16 protein-coding genes, 3 tRNA genes and 1 riboswitch are annotated in these 18,181 nt (G+C 67.9%); of the genes, 13 read left to right on the top strand and 6 right to left on the bottom strand.

The genetic code is table 11. The annotated features are described in order from the left end of the window. The first annotated feature begins 16 nt into the window (after positions 1-16). The 3 genes from ACYVKR_RS11885 (at position 17) to ACYVKR_RS11875 (ending at position 484) form a co-directional block, all read left to right on the top strand. Positions 17-101 (top strand) — tRNA-Leu (locus tag ACYVKR_RS11885). 105 nt (positions 102-206) lie between these two features. Continuing rightward, positions 207-291, top strand: a tRNA-Leu gene (locus ACYVKR_RS11880). 108 nt (positions 292-399) lie between these two features. Further along, positions 400-484, top strand: a tRNA-Leu gene (locus ACYVKR_RS11875). A 154-nt stretch (positions 485-638) separates the two neighbouring features. Here the strand turns inward: ACYVKR_RS11875 and ACYVKR_RS11870 are convergent. Together ACYVKR_RS11870 and ACYVKR_RS11865 are read right to left on the bottom strand one after the other, a co-directional pair. Then, complete coding sequence (locus ACYVKR_RS11870; protein WP_460481116.1) at positions 639-3,347, bottom strand: DUF349 domain-containing protein; 2,709 nt, start codon at positions 3,345-3,347, stop codon at positions 639-641. 133 nt (positions 3,348-3,480) lie between these two features. After that, positions 3,481-7,338 (bottom strand): DUF748 domain-containing protein, encoded by a 3,858-nt coding sequence (locus tag ACYVKR_RS11865; protein WP_460481115.1) that lies wholly within the window; start codon positions 7,336-7,338, stop codon positions 3,481-3,483. A 937-nt stretch (positions 7,339-8,275) separates the two neighbouring features. Here ACYVKR_RS11865 and ACYVKR_RS11860 point away from each other — a divergent pair. From ACYVKR_RS11860 to nrdR, 3 genes are all read left to right on the top strand, one after another. Continuing rightward, positions 8,276-9,220, top strand: a complete 945-nt coding sequence (locus tag ACYVKR_RS11860; RefSeq protein ID WP_460481114.1) for a lytic transglycosylase domain-containing protein — start codon at positions 8,276-8,278, stop codon at positions 9,218-9,220. A gap of 127 nt (positions 9,221-9,347) precedes the next feature. Next, positions 9,348-9,496, top strand: a riboswitch (ZMP/ZTP riboswitch). A 33-nt stretch (positions 9,497-9,529) separates the two neighbouring features. Continuing rightward, positions 9,530-10,774: a serine hydroxymethyltransferase gene (gene glyA, locus ACYVKR_RS11855; protein ID WP_460481113.1), complete on the top strand. Its 1,245-nt coding sequence runs from the start codon at positions 9,530-9,532 to the stop codon at positions 10,772-10,774. Positions 10,775-10,781: 7 nt separating this feature from the next. Further along, complete coding sequence (gene nrdR, locus ACYVKR_RS11850) at positions 10,782-11,231, top strand: transcriptional regulator NrdR (protein ID WP_460481112.1); 450 nt, start codon at positions 10,782-10,784, stop codon at positions 11,229-11,231. 43 nt (positions 11,232-11,274) lie between these two features. Here nrdR and ACYVKR_RS11845 read toward each other — a convergent pair whose 3' ends face one another. Both ACYVKR_RS11845 and ACYVKR_RS11840 read right to left on the bottom strand, forming a co-directional pair. Next, positions 11,275-11,712, bottom strand: a complete 438-nt coding sequence (locus ACYVKR_RS11845; protein ID WP_460481111.1) for a universal stress protein — start codon at positions 11,710-11,712, stop codon at positions 11,275-11,277. A 75-nt stretch (positions 11,713-11,787) separates the two neighbouring features. Beyond that, complete coding sequence (locus tag ACYVKR_RS11840) at positions 11,788-12,492, bottom strand: 2OG-Fe dioxygenase family protein (protein WP_460481270.1); 705 nt, start codon at positions 12,490-12,492, stop codon at positions 11,788-11,790. Between the two features lie 294 nt (positions 12,493-12,786). Here ACYVKR_RS11840 and ACYVKR_RS11835 point away from each other — a divergent pair, with 294 nt between their 5' ends. Together ACYVKR_RS11835 and ACYVKR_RS11830 are read left to right on the top strand one after the other, a co-directional pair. Continuing rightward, positions 12,787-13,413 (top strand): chromate transporter, encoded by a 627-nt coding sequence (locus tag ACYVKR_RS11835; protein WP_460481110.1) that lies wholly within the window; start codon positions 12,787-12,789, stop codon positions 13,411-13,413. Continuing rightward, on the top strand, positions 13,410-14,012 hold the full coding sequence (locus ACYVKR_RS11830; RefSeq protein WP_460481109.1) for a chromate transporter: 603 nt from the start codon (positions 13,410-13,412) through the stop codon (positions 14,010-14,012). The genes ACYVKR_RS11835 and ACYVKR_RS11830 overlap by 4 nt, the downstream gene beginning before the upstream one ends. A 104-nt stretch (positions 14,013-14,116) precedes the next feature. Here the strand turns inward: ACYVKR_RS11830 and ACYVKR_RS11825 are convergent, their stop codons facing one another. Both ACYVKR_RS11825 and ACYVKR_RS11820 read right to left on the bottom strand, forming a co-directional pair. Further along, complete coding sequence (locus tag ACYVKR_RS11825; RefSeq protein WP_460481108.1) at positions 14,117-14,860, bottom strand: SIR2 family NAD-dependent protein deacylase; 744 nt, start codon at positions 14,858-14,860, stop codon at positions 14,117-14,119. A gap of 2 nt (positions 14,861-14,862) precedes the next feature. Then, complete coding sequence (locus ACYVKR_RS11820) at positions 14,863-15,498, bottom strand: TetR/AcrR family transcriptional regulator (RefSeq protein ID WP_460481107.1); 636 nt, start codon at positions 15,496-15,498, stop codon at positions 14,863-14,865. A gap of 215 nt (positions 15,499-15,713) precedes the next feature. Here ACYVKR_RS11820 and ACYVKR_RS11815 point away from each other — a divergent pair, with 215 nt between their 5' ends. From ACYVKR_RS11815 to ACYVKR_RS11795, 5 genes are read left to right on the top strand one after another with little or no spacing between them, the layout of a single operon-like run. Further along, entirely contained in the window at positions 15,714-16,214 is a 501-nt protein-coding gene (locus tag ACYVKR_RS11815) for a VOC family protein (RefSeq protein WP_460481106.1), read from the top strand. 39 nt (positions 16,215-16,253) lie between these two features. Next, entirely contained in the window at positions 16,254-16,688 is a 435-nt protein-coding gene (locus ACYVKR_RS11810; protein ID WP_460481105.1) for a VOC family protein, read from the top strand. A 26-nt stretch (positions 16,689-16,714) separates the two neighbouring features. After that, on the top strand, positions 16,715-17,368 hold the full coding sequence (locus tag ACYVKR_RS11805) for a dihydrofolate reductase family protein (RefSeq protein WP_460481104.1): 654 nt from the start codon (positions 16,715-16,717) through the stop codon (positions 17,366-17,368). Positions 17,369-17,404: 36 nt separating this feature from the next. Beyond that, the gene (locus ACYVKR_RS11800; RefSeq protein WP_460481103.1) at positions 17,405-17,815 is read left to right on the top strand and encodes a VOC family protein; all 411 of its coding nucleotides are present in this window, start codon (positions 17,405-17,407) and stop codon (positions 17,813-17,815) included. 14 nt (positions 17,816-17,829) lie between these two features. Beyond that, complete coding sequence (locus ACYVKR_RS11795) at positions 17,830-18,177, top strand: GFA family protein (protein ID WP_460481102.1); 348 nt, start codon at positions 17,830-17,832, stop codon at positions 18,175-18,177. The last annotated feature ends 4 nt before the right edge of the window (positions 18,178-18,181 follow it).

Here is an 18,181-nt window from a genome sequence, read left to right as displayed (position 1 = left end):
GAGTCTTTCCTGAAATGCCCAGGTGGCGGAATTGGTAGACGCACTAGTTTCAGGTACTAGCGGGTAACTCCGTGGAGGTTCGAGTCCTCTCCTGGGCACCAAGTTTAACGACAAGTGCAACTTGTTTTGTGAAACGTGGCGAAATCATCGTAGAAGGAAAAGCAATTTGGCAAAGGCCTGTTCGGCCAGCGCCCAAATCCTGAAATGCCCAGGTGGCGGAATTGGTAGACGCACTAGTTTCAGGTACTAGCGGGTAACTCCGTGGAGGTTCGAGTCCTCTCCTGGGCACCAAGTATTTATGCAGCAGGCTCCTTGCGGGCGTGGTGCAATCGCCAAAGGCACAAGCCTGCGGCAGCGATGCATATCTTGGATGCATCGATCATCGTTGAAATCCTGAAAGCCCAGGTGGCGGAATTGGTAGACGCACTAGTTTCAGGTACTAGCGGGTAACTCCGTGGAGGTTCGAGTCCTCTCCTGGGCACCAACGGCAAAAGCCGCTGCAGCAATGCAGCGGCTTTTTTCTTTTCAAGCCAAATCAGGCTCCAGCCCTTACCCAGCAAGCGCGAGCAGCTATTCTTTTTGCAATAAAAAACCCGGCACACGAAGGCCGGGTTTTTTCATGGGCAAGCAGCCCGCGCTTATTTGCGTAACAGCGACTTGAGCACCGCCTGCAAGCGCCGCGCTGCCGCCTCGTCGCTGGCCGAGGCCAGCACCTTGGCCACGTCCTGCGCCCAGGTTTCCTGCGGCGAAGGCGCATTGCGCTGCGTCAGCAACTGCAGCTGCAGCGCCCGGCGCGCGGTGATCTGGTCTGCCGGCGTGGGTACGTCGGCCGCCATCTCCAGGCGCAGCAGCGCCTCGCCCGCCTGGCCTTTGGGCTCGGCCTGAATGGCCTGGCCCCAGTTCGAGCGCACCGGTCCAGGCAGCTTGCCGCCCAGCTCCTGCGCCGACGGCAGCTGCGCCGCATCGCGGCGGGCCCAGGCATCGAGCAGTTGCGTCAGCGCCTGGCCATGGGCCTGGCTGGCCAGCTTGCGCAGGGCCGCCTGTGCATGGTCCATCGCATCGCGCTGGGCACGGAATGCCGTGTCGCCCAGGCGCGGACCGCGGTCTTCGCGGCGGTCTCCATGCCGGTCGTCGCGCGCGGGACGGTCCCGGCCCCAGCCACCATCGCGGTCGCCCGGGCGGCTGCCGGCGCGTGCGGGCCGGCCATCGCGGCTGTCGCGGCCATCACGGCGGTCGTTACGGCCGGCGGAAGGCACATCCTTTTTCGCACCCGGACGGTCATCACCGCGCACCGCCACCACCGGACGCGGTGCGGCCACGGGCTTGGCGGCCGGCTGCTCGGCTTCGCCGGAAGAAGTTTCGGACTCCGCCCCATCGGCAGCCGATTCAGCCACAGACTCGGCAGCTGGCGCCTCAGGCGCCTCGGCGGCCTGCTCGGCCTGTTGCTGCTGCTGGGCCTTGAGGGCCTCCTGCAGCGCCTGCATGGCGGCCTGGATCTGCTGGGCATCGCCGCCGGCGCTGGCCTGCTCCAGGGCCTTGGAGGCTGCGACCACGCCCTGGTCGCGGGCGCTCATCTGCTCGGCCACGCGGTGGCGCTGCTGGGTCTTGCGCTCGAAGGCCTCGTCCAGCGGCTTGCGGAACGCGTCCCAGAGCTTTTGCTCGTGGCGGCGGTCCATGGGCACGGACTGCGCCTCGGTCTGCCACTGGCGTTGCAGCTCGCGCACCGCGTCGATGTTCAGGTGCGGTGCCTCGGCCAGCTTGGCGGCCTCGGCAATCAGGGCCTCGCGGCGCAGGATGCTGGTCTTCTGCGCGGCTTCGAGCGGCGCCGAGACCTCGGCCACGGCCTGCTTCCAGGCCGACTGCAGTTCGGCAAAGGCTTTTTCGCCCACGTGGCCGCTGGCGCGCCAGCGGTCGCTGAACTGGTGCAGGCCACGCTGGATCTGCTTCCAGTCGCCGCTGGCCGCGTGTTCGGCGCCCCAGGCCTTGAGTTCGGCGATCAGGGCATCGCGCTCGGCGCGGTGCTTGGCGCCCTCTTCGCGCACTTTCTCGAGCCACACGGCCACCTGCTTGTGGGCGGCATTGCAGGCTTCGTCGAAGCGCTTCCACAGGCCGTGGTTCGTGGGGCCGCTCTGGTCGGTCTTCTTCCAGTCCTCGCGCAGCTGGCGCAGCGATTCCTGCAGCTTGCGGCCGCCCAGGGCCTGGCCTTCGGGGCGCTTGAGCAGACCCTCGGCCTTGGCGATCAGTTCCTCGCGCACCTTGTCGGCGCTCCAGCGCTGCCAGCCTTCGAGTTCGCCGGCGGCGATCAGCGCCGCATTGACTTCATGCTCCAGCGCGCTGTCGATCTGCTTGCCGTGCACCTTGAGCACCGCACGCAACTCGCCCGCCGCGCCCGATGCCGCCTTGCCATGGCCTTCAGCGGTCTGCGCCTTGAGCTTGGCCAGCGCCTCGTTCACCGCGGCCTGCGCACGCTTGGCTTCCTGCGGGTCTTGGGCGGGCTTGGCTACTGCTGCACGCGCCGCAGCCTGCTCGGCCTCGGTCGGCAGGCCGCGCGCGGCGCGGATCTCGTCGGCCCACACCGGCACCGACGGCAGCGGCGCCTGCGCATCGGCAGCGGCCGTAGCGGTCTGCGCCAGTGCGGACTGGAAGGCATCCCACACCACCAGCAGCTGCGCCTTGGAGCCGTCGAGCAGCGTGGGGAAACGCGCCTCGACGCTGCCCCAGTTGGCATCGCCTTCGAGCGCGGCAGCCTGCTCCTGCCAGTGCGCCACATCGGCCTCCAGCGCGGGCTGGGCGGTCTGCGCATCGGTCCAGGGCTTGGTGGACAGCACTTCCACGCGCTGGGCCAGCAGCACGGCGGCCTCGCGCTGCACCTGCACGCGGTGCTGCAGGTCTTCGATGACCTTGACGCGCTCGGCGAGCTGCAGCTTCAGCGCCGACAGCGGCTCCTTGGACAGCGGCGCACCGGCCTTGGCGGCGTCGCGCTGCCAGGCCAGGGCATCGGCGATGTTCAGCTTGCCCGCCTGCAGCAGCTTCTCGGCCTTGTCGGCCCATTCGACGGCCAGCGCCTCCTGGCCCTTGGCGCGGCGCAGTTCTTCGAGGCGCTCGCGGATGGCCTTGGCCGCGCCCTTGTCGCGGGCGCTCAGCTCCTTGAAGACTTCCTGCAACTGCTCGGACGATGGATTGCCCGCCAGCCATTCGCGCACCTTGGCGGCGCGGTCACCCGAGGTGGCCGCCGAGAAGGCACCGCCGGTCATGGCATCCAGCGGGTGCACAGCCACCGCCTTGGCCGGCGCCGGAGTGGGTTCGGGAACATCGGAAGACTTGCCACGCGATGAGAAAGGAAACATGTATACGGTCACTCAATAGGGTAAGTGGCTACGGTGGCTCATGTGCACCAGCCATGAAGCCGCTATTTTCACCGGAATTGCCTGTCAAATGCGGTGACGTTTGCGAAGAGCGTGTTTATGGCCTGAGATTCTGTCACCGCGTGGCGAGCTTGAGCTCGGCGCGCGGCTTCCAGTCCTTATCCTGGCCCTCGGTCTTGATGTTGCCCAGGAACAGGCGCTCGAGCTTGACGCCCTGCCCCGCCAGATAGTCGCGCACGGCCACGCCGCGCGCCAGCGCCAGCTCGCGCATGGCGTTGTCGGGCACCTCGATGCTGGTGAGCAGCAGGGTTTCCATCTCGGCCTGCGGCAGGTCCTTGGCGATGCCGACCATGTTGCGCGGCTTCTTGATGTCGGCGCGCTTGTAGACCTCCTTGAGCAGCTCCAGGTATTCCTGCGGCGCGACGGCCTCCACCGCCTCGGCCTTGCCGCCGGCGCGGATGGCCTGGCGGCGCTTCTGCGCCAGCACCATGTCGTCGATCTGGGCCTTGCGCCAGCCATCGCGCTCGGCCTCCAGGTCGGCCTCGCCGACCACGGTCATCTGCAGCGCCGGGCGGTCCTGCAGGGCCTTGGCCACCTTGTCGAGCTGGGCCTTGGCCTCGGCCGACAGCACGCCGCTGCCCGGCGCGAACGCCACCTGGCTGGCCTCGGAGCCGCCGCCAAAGGCGCTGGACAGCAGCGCGAACGGCGAGGTGATGGCCTTCATGATGAGGTTGCCGATGACCTTCAGGATCACCGGGCCCAGGCTGAACTGCGGGTCGTTGAGCGAGCCGCTGATCGGCAGGTCGAGGTCGATCACGCCGTCGCGGTCGGCCAGCAGCGCCACGGCCAGCTTCACCGGCAGGCTGGCCGGCGCACCCTTGACCTCGTCGCCGAACGACAGCTGGTTGAGCACCAGCTTGTTCGTGGCCGTGAGCTGGCCATTGGGCTGCACGTCGTACTGCACGTCCACGCTCATCTTGCCGCGCTCGATGCCGTGGCCCGCGTACTTCACGCTGTAGGGCGACAGCGGCGGCAGTTCCAGGTCGCGCACCCTGCCGTGGATGCTGAGCGCCAGCGGCTTGACCAGCGGGTTGAGCTTGCCGGTGATCTCCAGCGACGCAGTGCCCTCGGCCTTGCCGCGCAGCTCCAGGTCGGCCAGCGCTGGCGGCTGGCCGGCGGCGGCCGGCTCGGACGAGAAGCCGCCGATGCGCCCCGCCAGCTCGGACAGGTCGGCCGAGTAGTTGGGCTTGATGAAGTGGTCGGAGAACTTGACCGTGCCACCCGACAGCAGGATGGGCCCCAGGTCGATGATGGGACCGGTCGCCGGGGCGGGCGTAGTGTCTACCGGCGCCACCGCCACGGCGGGCTTGGCATCGGCAGCCTTGGCATCGGCGGGCGCGGCCGGCGCGTCCTCGTTGCCCAGGTCCTGCAGGTTGAGCTTGCCGTTCTCCTGCACCACCAGGCGGGCGTAGAAGTCGGACAGCGCCGTCTCGCCGACCTTGACGCGCAGGCGCTGCGCGGGTTCCATGCGCACCTCGACGCCGCGCAGGCTCAGGGTCTTCCAGTTCAGCAGGTCGTCGCCGGCGATCTGCATGCCGCGCGGGCCGCTGCGGCTGGATTTGGAGTCTTTTTGCTCATCAGCGCCCGTATCATCAGCGCCAGCAGCTACTTTTTCAGTAGCATTCGCGGCTTTCTTCGCATTCGCCGCCAGGGCCTTCACGCGCACGTCGTCCAGGCCCGCATCGCCCTTGACGCTGACCACCGGCCCCTTAGGCGACTGCGCGAAATCGAGCTGACCGCGAAAGCTCGCGTCGGCGCGCAGCAGCCGCAGCGGCAGCTGGTCGGCCACATAGGGCTCGACCGCATGCACCGGCACCTGGGTCAGGTTGAGCCGACCGGCGGCCGACAGCGGCGCCAGGCCCACGGTGCCGTCGAACAGCAGCCGCCCCGGCTCGGCGCGGCCGGTGGCGATGCGCCCGGCCAGCTTGACGGGCGATGGCTTCGCCTTGGTCGACAGCGGCGCGAACTGCTCCACCTTCAGGTCGAGTGCCGAGAGCTTGAAGGCCACCCGGCGCGGCGTGGCTTCATCCAGGTACTGGACGTTCGCGTCCTTGACGGCGATGCTGGCCAGTTCCACCGACCAGGGCTTGTCGGCGGGCTTGGCCCCGGCTGCGGCCTGGGTTTTCGGCAGCCATTCCTCGTACATCCAGCGGCCCGCCTTGTTGCGCGACACGCCGACGGCCGGCTGCAGCAGCTCGACCGAGCCGACCTTGACCGATTGCTTGGCGGTGTCGATCACCGCGTCCTTGACCTGCAGCTTCTGCAGCTCGAACAGGCTGTCTTTGCCCTTGAGCCCCACGGCCGTGCCGCGCGGCGCCGTGCAGCGCGCGGCCGCCTTGCACTGCAGCGCCACCTGCGAGACGGACAGGTCCGCGACCTGCACCGTCACATCGGCGCCCTGCCGGTGGATCTGCACCTGGCTGTCGATCTGGCCCAGCACGCCCGGCTCGAGCACACCGGTCAGGTACGAGGCGCCGAGCTGCAGCGGCAGCTTGGTGGTGGTGACCTTCACATCGGCCATCGCATCGGTGGCCTGCCCCTCGAAGGCGATGCGCCCATCGGACGGCACGCCCTTGTCGCCGCTCAGCCCGGCCTCACCCTTGAAGGGAAACGGCTGCTGGAAGGGCCAGGCGATGGCACTGGCGTCCAGCGCCAGGCCGTCGAGCTGCACGCGCGCCGGGATGGGCACGCTCTCGTCCAGCCACACGCCGCGGGCATCGCGCACCTGCACGCGGTCGACCTGCACCGACCAGGCCGGCGCGGCCGCAGCGGCGGGCTTCGCATCGGGTTTTGAGTCTTTTTGGCCTTCAGCGCTTTCTGCATCTGCGCCAGCAGCTATCTTTTTTGATTTTTCGGTTGCCACCGGCTGGCCTTGCGCATCCAGCAGGCGCAATTGGCCGTTCTTGTCGCGCTGCAGCGATACCTGCGGCGACTGCAGCACCACCGATTCGAGATGCACCTTGCCGGCCAGCGGCTGCACGTCGGCCAGCGCCACATCGAGCGCCTCCCACTGCAGCAGCTCGCCATCGCGGGCATCGTGCACACGCACCTTCGAGGCCTTGGCCGTGCCGCTGAGGCGCACGGCCGGCTTGTCGGTCTGCTCGAACGCGACCTTGATGTCAGCATCGAGCACGCCGGCCATCAGCTTCACCGGCAGCGAGGCCGGGATGTAGCCCAGGTACGGCGCCAGGTCGAACTGCTGGATGTGCAGCACCGCATCGGTCTTGCGGTTGTCGGTGAACGGCGTGGACTCGGCGCTGCTGTCGAAGCGGCTGCCGTTGAGCTGGAACGCCAGCTGGGGCAGCACCTTGATCTCGCGCTTGGATTCGAGGTTGCTGACGAAGGGCACGCCCAGGTTCAGGCCCTTGACCTCATGCGTCTTGCCGACGGTAGCGTCGTGGAACTCCACCGCACCGTCGCGCAACGCAATGTTGTAGAGCGCGAACTGCGCCGGCTTGCTCTCCTTGGGCGGCTCGGGGTCCTTCAGGCGCTCGAGCACATCGTCGAAGTCGAAATGGCCGGGCGAGGTCTGCGCCAGGCTCACCACGGGCTGGTCCACCTCCAGCGCGTCGAGCACCGGCGCCAGGCGCCACAGCGACTGGATATCGGCATCCGCATAGATGCGCGCCACCGCCAGCTGCGGCTGCTCGCCCTGCGCCGCGGCAATGCGCAGGTCGCGGATGGTCAGCTCCAGCGTCCAGGGCTTGAAATCCACCGCGCCGATATGCACCTGGCGCCCCAGCTTGGCCGTGGCAATCTTCTCGCCCTGCGTGCGCAGCAGGTACGGCAGCGCCGCCCAAGACAGCGCCCACAGCGCCAGCAGCCCGCCCACCGCCCAGGCCAGGCGGCGCAGCCAGCGCCGCACGGCGGGATGGTTCTTTACAGATGTTTCGGTTTTGGTGTTCTTGTCCATCTTCTTGCAGCGTTTTGATAGCGCCCGTGGCAGCAGATAAGCGGATTGTGCCGAATTGCCAGGGCAAACGACAGCACCCGCGGCGACCCATTGGCGGCCAGGGACCTCTCCCCAGGGCCTGGGATCACCCTCTTTATATATAGAGGGGCTCGGCACCAGACTCGGGCTTTCAGGGGTCGGACGCACAGCCAATCCCTGGTAAAAACCCTATATGCCCCAGGCTTATAGGCTGTTTTTCATGGTTTTTAGCCCTTCGCGCAACGGGTCCGCCAGCCCTCGCCGGTGCCAGGCAGCAGCCTTCGAGTGGCTGGCGAAGCAGTACCCCCACAGGCCCCACTCCCACTCCTCGGTAAAACGCAAAAATTTGTCATTTTCGTGTCAGCCTTTGCATGCCGGCCCCGGCCCCGCTTCCGCCGGGCCGCTTCGCCATCCATAGCAGCCTGCCCAGCGCAAAAGCGGGCTCGCAGGGCGAGCCTGCCGCGCGGGCGGCCCGGATGGGGGTCTCGGCGCACGGCATGACAGATATTTTTGCTTGCCTGGCGTTGCGGCGGCCGAAGGCGCCCGCCGCATCCCGTCCGAGGGCTTGTGGCCGCTTCCATGGGCGCTATTACTTCATCGCCGTAAGGGCTTTTCCTACACGATTTTTTATTACTTATATATCTGATTTTTCAAACTCTTAGTGTTGACCAGATATTAGAACAAATCCTAGAATTCGCGGCATTGATTTACATCGTTGATTTGTCTTGAGCCACTCCACCCCCGGTGTGGCACATCGTAGTCCCGACACGCGAGCAGCGTGCAAGAAACGACGAGGGGCGCTTTGCAAAGCAGGCGCCCCGATCTTGGTGAGGCACAGCACAGTGACCCCGCCCCCTGCCGGCTACCTCTTCATGGGCACGCAGCCCTGAGCCGCAGGTATTGGAAAGGAAATATAGGTATGACAGCTTCCGCGAAAGTGGTTGCCGGCGTGCGCTTGGTGCGCGCCAATATTGCGCAGGCCATCCTGGCCGTGACGCACAACGGATTTGCATTGCTGGGCCTGCTGGTGGCCTTTACCGCGCTGACCCTGGTGGCGCGCGACGACCTGCGCCACAGCGGCGAGAACTACCTGCGCGGCTGGCTGGAAGCCCGCCACCTGGCCTCCGGCCCGGTGGTGGCGGACGCCGCCGCCGGCGAGTCCTCGGCCGAAGCCGGCCCGGTCATCGCGGCCGTGGACCGCGCCACCGCGACCAACCCCCATAAGCTGCCCAAGAACCAGGCTGCCGTCGCCTACTGGCTGAGCAAGAAGTACAGCGTGGCGCCCGAGCCGCTGGCCGTGCTGGTGTCGCAAGCCTACGAGGTGGGCAAGGCCACCAAGCTCGACCCGACGCTGATCCTCGCCATCATGGCCGTGGAATCGAGCTTCAACCCGTTCGCGCAGAGCTCCGTCGGCGCGCAGGGCCTGATGCAGGTCATGACCAAGATCCACACCGACAAGTACGAAGGCTTCGGCGGCCACTTCGCGGCCTTCGACCCGGTGACCAACCTCAAGGTGGGTGTGCAGGTGCTGCAGGAATGCATCCAGCGCGCCGGCTCGATCGAGGGTGGCCTGCGCTACTACGTGGGCGCCGCCAACCTGCCCAGCGACGGTGGCTATGCCGCCAAGGTGCTGGCCGAGCATTTCCGCATCAAGCAGGTGGCCAACGGCCGCAGCAACCCGGCCGATCCGCCGGCCAAACCCAACCTGTCGGCCAAGGCCAATATCCCGGCGGCCCCCGCGGCGCGTCCTGCTCCGGCAACCAATGCCTCGGCCGACCTCGCGCTGGCCAACCAGGCCACCGAGACGGCAGCGGCTGTCTCCAGCAGCGGCGGCACCAAGGTCGCCATGGTGGCGGGCTCCTGAGACAGCCCTGTCGCTCTCTATATAGATGACGAAAGCACCCCCGGGGTGCTTTTTTGTTGCCTGCCCGCCGCGCGGCCCCGAATTGAATGCCCCAGGCCCCCGGCAGAGGCCTGGCCTCGGCTACACTAGCCGGGTACGCGACTGGCGATAGGCGCGGCGCCTGAACAGGCACCGCCGCTGACGTGGAAACCAGCAGGAGCCTCTCCTGTGAACCACCGGGGAGCGTACCGCCCGGGCGATGCCCGAAGCGTTCCGCCGTTCGCCTGGGCAGCCCTTGTTCTCAAGGGACATCAAGTTCATAGGACTGCCATGTACCACCGCAATATTCTTGTCGAACAGACCGACCCCGAGCTCTTTGCTGCCATCCAGGCCGAAAACCTGCGCCAGGAGCAGCACATCGAGCTGATCGCGAGCGAGAACTACGCCTCGCCCGCCGTCATGTGGGCCCAGGGCACGCAGCTCACCAACAAATACGCCGAAGGCTATCCCGGCCGCCGCTACTACGGCGGCTGCGAGTACGTGGACGTGGCCGAGCAGCTGGCCATCGACCGCGTGAAGCAGCTCTTCGGCGCCGAAGCCGCCAACGTGCAGGCGCACTGCGGTGCATCGGCCAACGAAGCCGTGTTCCTTGCCTTCCTCAAGCCCGGCGACACCATCATGGGCATGAGCCTGGCCGAAGGCGGCCACCTGACCCACGGCATGGCGCTGAACATGTCGGGCAAGTGGTTCAACGTGGTCTCCTACGGCCTGAACGCCAAGGAAGAGATCGACTACGACGCGATGGAAGCCAAGGCGCGCGAGCACAAGCCCAAGCTGATCGTGGCCGGTGCCTCGGCCTACAGCCTGCACATCGACTTCGCGCGCTTCGCCAAGATCGCCAAGGAAGTCGGCGCCATCTTCATGGTGGACATGGCCCACTACGCCGGCCTGATCGCCGCAGGCGTGTACCCCAGCCCCGTGCCCCACGCCGACGTGGTGACGTCGACCACGCACAAAAGCCTGCGCGGCCCGCGCGGCGGCATCATCCTGATGAAGGCCGAGCACGAGAAGGTCATCAACAGCGCCATCTTCCCCGGCCTGCAGGGCGGCCCGCTGATGCACGTGATCGCGGCCAAGGCCGTGGCCTTCAAGGAAGCGCTGACGCCCGAGTTCAAGACCTACCAGCAGCAGGTGGTGACCAACGCCCGCATCGTGGCCGAGACGCTGACCCAGCGCGGCCTGCGCATCATCAGCGGCGGCACGCAGAGCCACGTCATGCTGGTGGACCTGCGCGCCAAGGGCATCACCGGCAAGGAAGCCGAAGCCGTGCTGGGCCAGGCCCACATGACGATCAACAAGAACGCCATCCCGAACGACCCCGAGAAGCCGATGGTGACCAGCGGCATTCGCGTGGGCACGCCCGCGATGACCACGCGCGGCTTCAAGGACGAGGAAGCCCGCCTGACCGCCAACCTGATCGCCGACGTGCTGGACAACCCGCGCGACGAGGCCAACATCGCCGCCGTGCGCGAGAAGGTCAACGCGCTGACCAGCCGCTTCCCGGTCTACCGCTGATCCATCCATGAAGTGCCCCTTCTGCAGCCACCCGGAGACGCAGGTCGTCGAGACCCGCGTGGCTGAGGATGGGGGCTTCGTGCGCCGCCGCCGCCAGTGCGGCGCGTGCGACAAGCGCTTCACCACCTACGAGCGGCCCGAGGTGGCGCTGCCGGCCATCGTCAAGAAGGACGGCCGCCGCATCGACTACGACCGCAGCAAGCTCAAGGGCTCGTTCAGCCTGGCGCTGCGCAAGCGCCCGGTGAGCATCGATACGGTGGAGCAGGCCATCGAGCAGGTCGAAGACAAGCTGCGCAGCCTGGGCGCCCGCGAGGTACAGACGCGTTTGATCGGCGACCTGGTGATGGCCGAGCTGCAGAAGCTCGACAAGGTAGCCTACATCCGCTACGCCAGCGTCTACCGTAGCTTCGAGGACATCGACCAGTTCAAGACCTTGGTCGACGAAGTGCGCAAATAAGAAAGGCTCCACCAGGAGCCTTTTTTGTTTTGCCGCGCCGGACTTACTGCCGCACCACCAGCACCGGGATGTGGCTGGCCCCGAGCACGCGCTGGGTCACGCTGCCCAGCACCAGCTTTTCCAGGCCCTTGCGGCCATGCGAGCCCATCACGATCAGGTCGGCATCGGTGGCCTTGACGGCCTGCATCACGCCGTCGTGCACCGAGTGGCCCTCGCCCACCAGCGTCTTGACCGGAATGCCAGCCTGCTCCATGTGCTGCTTGACGGAGTTGAGTGCGGAGTCGGCCTCGGCGGTGGCCGCCGACAGGTACTGCGCCTGGCCGTAGGCAAAGTCGGCGCCGACGCCGGTGAATGGGTAGGGATCGATCACGTAGACGGCCGTCACGTCGCTGTTGAAGGCCTTGGCCAGTTCGGCAGCCTTGGACACCGCCAGCAGCGAGGTGGGCGATCCGTCCACGGGAACCAGAATGTGCTTGAACATGGTGGCGCCTTCCTTTCTAGAGCGTTACTGAATTGGTTGTACCCCAATTCGGGGCACGAGGCAAACCAGCGCGCGCTAAGCTGCGTCGCTGCCCTGGAAACCGCCGCGGCGCAGCGTCACCACCAACGTGTCGCGCCAACCGCCCTGCTCGCTCTGCGGCAGGATGGGCGTGCTCTCGTGGATCATGCGCGCATCGTCGAGCAGCATCACCGACCAGGGCTCGGTCAGCGTGAAGCGCACGCCCTGCGGGCCGGCCGCGTCGAACACGCGGGTCTCGCCGCCCCTGATGCGCTCGCGCCCCACGAGGAACACCGCCACCAGGTCGACGCCATCGCGGTGCGCGCCCTCGGGCGTCGGGCGGCCGATGCCGTCGGCCGTATCAATGCGGAACTGGTGCGCCTCGGCGTACCACGGGGTCTGCGCGCCGGTGCCGAACAGCGCGCCGGCGGTCTGCCCCAGCGCCAGCAACAGTTGCTTCCACGCGGGCGCGGCCACGGTGCCCAGCTCCATGGGCTCGAACCAGCGCTGCATGCCGCCGTGCAGCGCGTTGTACTCCACCGGCTGCCAGTGGGCGCGGTGCGCCACTTGCTCGACCGCGCCATCGCGCAGCACGAAGCAGGAATGGCGGCGGTGGCGGTAGCGGCCGCCGTCCTTCAGGTAGCCGTCGGGCGGCATGTCGTTCCAGCTGGGCGACAGCGCCTCGAGCGCTGCCAGTTCGCAGCCAGCCCACTGGCTCACGGCTGCCGGGCTGAGCACCGCATAGCCATAGGCGCTCAGCATGCTGCCGGTCTGGGCAGCGTCGCTGTAGGGAGGGGGAAAGATCACGGGTGCAGTCACGGCCGCAGGTCTCTACAAGGGTGGGAAAGGCGACAGCTTACGTGACTTTGCCGCCCCGTACACCGATCTGGCGCAAAGACTGTGCAGCCCACTGTCGCTGCCGTATCCCCCGTTGCCCGCTCGCCCCCCGCGATCGGCGATGCCCTCCGTCCCCGAATGCGAACGATCCGGCGCCTGCCCATCGCGGCCGCTTCGGCGCACAATGGCAGGCGCACGCTACCCGCCCGCTCCCGCACCATGGCCGCCCCCTTGCCGATACCCGCTCCCAACACCCCACCTCCCCCACGCCGCGGCCCGGCCAGCCCCTGGCAGGTCTTCACCGCCTTCACCTCGATCGCGCTGCAGGGCTTTGGCGGCGTGATGGCCATCGTGCAGCGCGAGCTGGTCGAAAAGCGCCAGTGGCTGACGGCGCCCGAGTTCGTCGAGGAATGGGCCGTGGCGCAGATCATGCCCGGCGCGAACGTGGTCAACCTCTCGATCACGCTGGGTGACCGCTACTTCGGCTGGCGCGGCGCGCTCGCGGCGCTGGCCGGCATGCTGCTCGTGCCCATGATGGTGGTGATCGGCCTGGCGCTGCTGTACCGCCACTGGGCGCACCTGCCCGCGGTGGCCGGCGCGGTGCGCGGCATGGGCGCCGTGGCGGCCGGCCTGGTCGCCGGCACGGCCTGCAAGATGATGATGGCCATGGGCCACCACCCGCTGCGCTGGGCGGGCTGCCTGGCGGCCGCGGCGGCCACGGTGGCGGCGCTGGCCTGGCTGCATTGGCCGCTGGCCGCGGTGCTGCTGGGCATAGGCGGCCTGAGCTATGCGCTGACCTGGCGGCGCCTGGCGCCGGAGCCCGCGCGCGACGGAGGCCAGCCATGACGGCCGCGCCGCTGGCCATGCAGGCGCAGGATTGGCTGCACCTGCTGACCTACTACCTGTCGATGTCGCTGCTGATGGTGGGCGGCGCGATCTCCACCGCGCCCGACATGCACCGCGTGCTGGTCGACGAGCAGGGCTGGCTGAGCACGCTGCAGTTCAACAACGCGGTCGCCATCGCGCAGGCCGCGCCCGGCCCGAATGTGCTGTTCATCGCGCTGATCGGCCTGCAGATCGGCCAGAACGCCAGCGCGGGCGCACCGCTCGGCACCGTGTGGCTGACCTGCATCGTCGCCGTGGCCTGCACCATGCTGGGCGTGCTGCTGCCCACGTCGGCGCTGATGCTCGCGGCCTCGCGCTGGCTGCAGCGCTACCAGCAGCACCGCGCGCTGCGCGCCTTCAAGCTGGGGCTGTCGCCGGTGGTGATCGGCATGATGTTCTCGACCGCCATCGTGCTGGCCTCGGCGCACGGCACGCTGGCGCAGGCGCCCTGGCTGTGGCTGGTGTCGCTGGTGTCCATGCTGCTGGTGTGGCGCACCCGCCTGCACCTGCTGTGGCTGCTGGGCGCGGGCGCCGCATTGGGCGCCCTGGGCTGGGTGTGAAATGAGATAATCAAATTTGAGAGCTGCTAGCGCTTTATACGCAATGATTTCAGATACAAAACCATCTGAAATCATTACATAGCAATCGCCAGTAGCTATCCTTTTTAAGTATCCTCGAACAAGGCCGGCAGCACGCTGGCCGAAGGCCCGGCCAGCCGCAGGTCGGCAATGCCATCCAGCGCCGTCGGCTCCGGATTCACGATGACCACGCGGGCGCCGGCCTGGCCCGCCTCGTGCGCCAACCCAGCGGCCGGATAGACCTGGCCGGACGTGCCCACGACCAGCATCACATCGCAGCCGCGTGCAGCCTCGCCCGCCTGCCGCAGCACGTCGGCCGGCAGCGCCTCGCCGAACCAGACCACGGCCGGCCGCACCAGGTTGCCGCAGACGGGGCAGCGCGGCGGCTCGCCGGCCTCCACGCGGGCCAGGTCGCAGCAGGGCCGCGCGGGCCGCAGCCAGCGGTCGGCCATCAGGTCGCCATGCAGGTGCAGCACATCCTCGCTGCCGGCGCGCCGGTGCAGTCCGTCGACGTTCTGCGTGATGAGCGTGAGCCGGCCGGGATGGCGCCGCTGCCAGCGCGCCAGCGCCAGGTGGCCGGCATTGGGCTGCACCGCGGCGACCAGTTCGCGCCGGTACTGGTACCAGCGCCAGACGCGCTCGGGCTGGGCCAGGAAGCCGGGCTCGGAGGCCATGTCCTCGGCGCGGAACTGCGCCCAGTAGCCGGTCTGCGCATCGCGGAAGGTGGGCACGCCGGACTCGGCGCTCACGCCCGCGCCGGTGAGCACGGCCACGCGCCGGGCGTCGCGCAGCCATTGGGCGGCCTGCGCGCAGGCGTCGGAGAGGTCCATGCTCAGATCCCCGCTTCCACCATGGCCAGCAGGCGCCCGGCCAGCGCCATGCGCTGCTCGGGTGGCGCATGGCGCAGCGGCCCGTCGATCATCAGCAGGGCCATGCCGTGCACGGACGACCAGGCCAGGAACTCGGCGCCGGGCCGGCGCTCGGCCGCGAGCACGCCGGCGTCGCGCATGGCGTCGAGCGCGTAGCCCAGCAGCTCGAAGGGGTTGAGGCCCATGCCGGCGGTGCGGGCGGCATCGGGCGGCACATCGACATCGTGCGAGCCCCAGGCGAACGCGGTGCGGAACCACCCGGTCTCGGCCTGGGCAAAGCCCAGGTAGCCGCGCCCAACGGCCGCCAGCAGGGCCCGCGAGCGCAGGGCCGCCTCGGCAATGCCGCGCGCGGCGGCCATTTCCTGCTCTATCGCCTGGGCCAGCGCCCCCAGCGCCGCGGCGCGCACCGCGTCGAACAGCGCCTCGCGGTTGGCGAAATGGCGGTAGGCGGCATTGGGGGCCACGCCGGCGCGGCGCGTGGCCTCGCGCAGCACGATGGCATCGGGGCCGCCAGCGCGCGCCAGCTCCAGCCCGGCCTGCACCAGGGCCTGGCGCAGGTCACCGTGGTGGTAGGTATCTCTTGGTTTCGGTGCACTCATGGCAGGCAAAAGGATGGGACTGGCCGGGGCGAAAACGAATTTTCACAAGCTGTCACCGGCCATCGACATCTTGATGTGGACAGCGTACATTTTATTCTCCATAATAAGTGAACACTGTACACATGGATTTTCCCGAGTACGCCCCGGTGCACACGCCAGACACAGTTTCCGTCTAGGCTGAGGCACCGGCCACTGTTTTCCGCCAGGAGACACGCATGCCCCGTTTGGAACGTATCCAGCCCTGCCTGTGGTTCGACAGCCAGGCCGAAGAAGCCGCCCGCCAGTACACGGCGATCTTTCCCAATTCGCGCATCGGCGCCATCACCCGCTACACCGAGGTGGGCCAGGAACTGCACCGCAAGGCGCCGGGCACGGCCATGACCCTGGAGCTGGAGCTGGACGGCCAGTCGCTGCTTGCGCTCAACGGCGGGCCGCAGTTCCACTTCACCGAGGCCCTCTCGCTGATCGTGCACTGCGACTCGCAGGCTGAGATCGACCACTACTGGGCACGCCTCGGCGAAGGCGGCGACCCCGCCGCGCAGCAGTGCGGCTGGCTCAAGGACCGCTTCGGCCTATCGTGGCAGATCGTGCCGCGGCGCTGGAGCGAGATGATGGCCTCGTCCAACACCGCCGGCATCCAGCGCGCGCTGGCGCTGATGTTCACCATGCAGAAGCTGGACATGGACGCGCTGCAGCGCGCCTATGACGGCGCCTGATTTTCCCTCCCCTCACCCCAACCCCACGGAGACTTCACCATGCAATTCACCCCCTATCTCAACTTCGACGGCAACTGCGCCGAGGCCTTCGCCTTCTACGCCAAGCTGTTCGGCGGCACCATCGTCTACCAGGGCAGCTTCGGCGAGATGCCGGCGCACGAGGGCATGCCGCCCATCCCCGATTCGGCCAAGCAGCGCATCATGCATGTGCACCTGCAGATCAAGGAGCAGTCGCTGATGGGCTCGGACTCCATGCCCGGCGCTGACGCCACCTGCGGCGGCTACCAGCCGGCGCAAGGCCTGTGGGTTTCCATCCAGGCTGCCGATGCGGCCGAGGGCCAGCGCTTCTTCGACGCACTGGCACCGGGCGGGCAGGTCGTGATGCCCTATGCCGCCACCTTCTGGTCGCCCGGCTTCGGCATGGTCAAGGACCGCTTCGGCACGCCGTGGATGGTCAACGTGCAGCAAGGCTGAATCCGCCTCCACCCGCAAGGAATGCCATGACACAGGTACGCGTTGCCAGTTTCTCCATTTCGCTGGATGGGTACGGCGCCGGCCCCGACCAGCGCCTCGACCAGCCCCTGGGCGCGGGCGGCATCAACCTGCACCAGTGGGTGCTGCCCACACGCACCTTCCAGCGGACGGTGATGGGCGCCGCCGATGGCACTACGGGGCTGGATGATGACTTCGCCGCGCGGGGCTTCCATAACATCGGCGCCTGGATCCTGGGCCGCAACATGTTCGGCCCCATCCGCGGCCCCTGGCCCGATGACAGCTGGAAAGGCTGGTGGGGCGACAATCCGCCCTACCACGTGCCGGTCTTCGTGCTGACCCACCATGCGCGCCCGTCCATCGAGATGGAAGGCGGCACCAGTTTCCATTTCGTCACCGGTGGCATCCACGAGGCGCTGGAGCGTGCGCGCGCCGCGGCCGGCGCCAGGGATGTGCGCATAGGCGGCGGTGTGGACACCATCCGCCAGTACCTGCGGGCCCAGCTGATCGACGAGTTGCACCTCGCCATCGCGCCGGTATTGCTGGGCCGCGGCGAGCACCTGTTCGAGGGCTTGGACCTGCCGGCCCTGGGCTACGAATGCGTGCAGTCCACGGCGTCCGAGAAGGCCACCCACGTGGTGCTCAGGCGCCGCGGCACCTGACGCCCCTTCCCTTTCTTTGTCAGAAGGATGATCGCCATGAAACCCAATCCCGTCGTCTGGTTCGAGATCTACGTGCAGGACATGGAGCGCGCCCGCCGGTTCTATGAAGCCGTCTTCCAGTGCAAGCTGGAGGCCCTGGCCCCGCCCGAGCCCGCGCCGGCCGGCGCCTCCGACTGCGTGCCCGGCAACATGCGCATGCTGTCCTTTCCGATGACCATGGACGCGCCCGGCTCGGGCGGCATGCTGGTCCAGATGGACGGTGCCGCCCCAGGCGGTGGCGGCACCATGGTGTACTTCGCCTGCGAGGACTGCGCCGTCGAGCAGGCCCGCGTGGCCGGCGCCGGCGGCCAGGTCCACCGCGCGAAGTTCTCCATCGGCCCCTACGGCCACTGCGCGATCGTGCAGGACACCGAGGGCAACATGATCGGCCTGCACTCGATGCAGTAACAACCCCATCCACCATGCAATACCAAGCAAGCTGCCATTGCGGCAAGAATGCCATCGCCTTCGAGGGCGAGATCGGCGAGGTGCTGGCCTGCAACTGCTCCATGTGCCGGCGGCGCGGTTCGCTGCTGTGGTTCACCGCGCGCGAGAACCTGAAGCTGCTCACGCCCGAGGAGAACAGCAGCACCTACACCTTCCACAAGCACGTGATCCGCCACCGCTTCTGCCCGCACTGCGGCATCCACCTCTATGGCGAGGCCCCCGGACCGCAGGGCAAGGCCATGGCGGCCATCAACATACGCTGCGTGGATGGCCTGGACCTGGACGCCATTCCCGTGCGCCACTACGACGGGCACTCGGCCTAGCGCC

The organism is Comamonas humi (genome assembly GCF_054782535.1).
The sequence above is the reverse complement of the archived record's forward strand: the minus strand, read 5'-3'. Positions and strand labels throughout refer to the sequence as shown.

Bases quoted from the DNA above. Each gene is read 5' to 3' on its own strand.
- ACYVKR_RS11870 (WP_460481116.1), bottom strand. From the start codon at position 3,347: ATGTTTCCTTTCTCATCGCGTGGCAAGTCTTCCGATGTTCCCGAACCC.
- ACYVKR_RS11865 (WP_460481115.1), bottom strand. From the start codon at position 7,338: ATGGACAAGAACACCAAAACCGAAACATCTGTAAAGAACCATCCCGCC.
- ACYVKR_RS11860 (WP_460481114.1), top strand. From the start codon at position 8,276: ATGACAGCTTCCGCGAAAGTGGTTGCCGGCGTGCGCTTGGTGCGCGCC.
- glyA (WP_460481113.1), top strand. From the start codon at position 9,530: ATGTACCACCGCAATATTCTTGTCGAACAGACCGACCCCGAGCTCTTT.
- nrdR (WP_460481112.1), top strand. From the start codon at position 10,782: ATGAAGTGCCCCTTCTGCAGCCACCCGGAGACGCAGGTCGTCGAGACC.
- ACYVKR_RS11845 (WP_460481111.1), bottom strand. From the start codon at position 11,712: ATGTTCAAGCACATTCTGGTTCCCGTGGACGGATCGCCCACCTCGCTG.
- ACYVKR_RS11840 (WP_460481270.1), bottom strand. From the start codon at position 12,492: ATGCTGAGCGCCTATGGCTATGCGGTGCTCAGCCCGGCAGCCGTGAGC.
- ACYVKR_RS11835 (WP_460481110.1), top strand. From the start codon at position 12,787: ATGGCCGCCCCCTTGCCGATACCCGCTCCCAACACCCCACCTCCCCCA.
- ACYVKR_RS11830 (WP_460481109.1), top strand. From the start codon at position 13,410: ATGACGGCCGCGCCGCTGGCCATGCAGGCGCAGGATTGGCTGCACCTG.
- ACYVKR_RS11825 (WP_460481108.1), bottom strand. From the start codon at position 14,860: ATGGACCTCTCCGACGCCTGCGCGCAGGCCGCCCAATGGCTGCGCGAC.
- ACYVKR_RS11820 (WP_460481107.1), bottom strand. From the start codon at position 15,498: ATGAGTGCACCGAAACCAAGAGATACCTACCACCACGGTGACCTGCGC.
- ACYVKR_RS11815 (WP_460481106.1), top strand. From the start codon at position 15,714: ATGCCCCGTTTGGAACGTATCCAGCCCTGCCTGTGGTTCGACAGCCAG.
- ACYVKR_RS11810 (WP_460481105.1), top strand. From the start codon at position 16,254: ATGCAATTCACCCCCTATCTCAACTTCGACGGCAACTGCGCCGAGGCC.
- ACYVKR_RS11805 (WP_460481104.1), top strand. From the start codon at position 16,715: ATGACACAGGTACGCGTTGCCAGTTTCTCCATTTCGCTGGATGGGTAC.
- ACYVKR_RS11800 (WP_460481103.1), top strand. From the start codon at position 17,405: ATGAAACCCAATCCCGTCGTCTGGTTCGAGATCTACGTGCAGGACATG.
- ACYVKR_RS11795 (WP_460481102.1), top strand. From the start codon at position 17,830: ATGCAATACCAAGCAAGCTGCCATTGCGGCAAGAATGCCATCGCCTTC.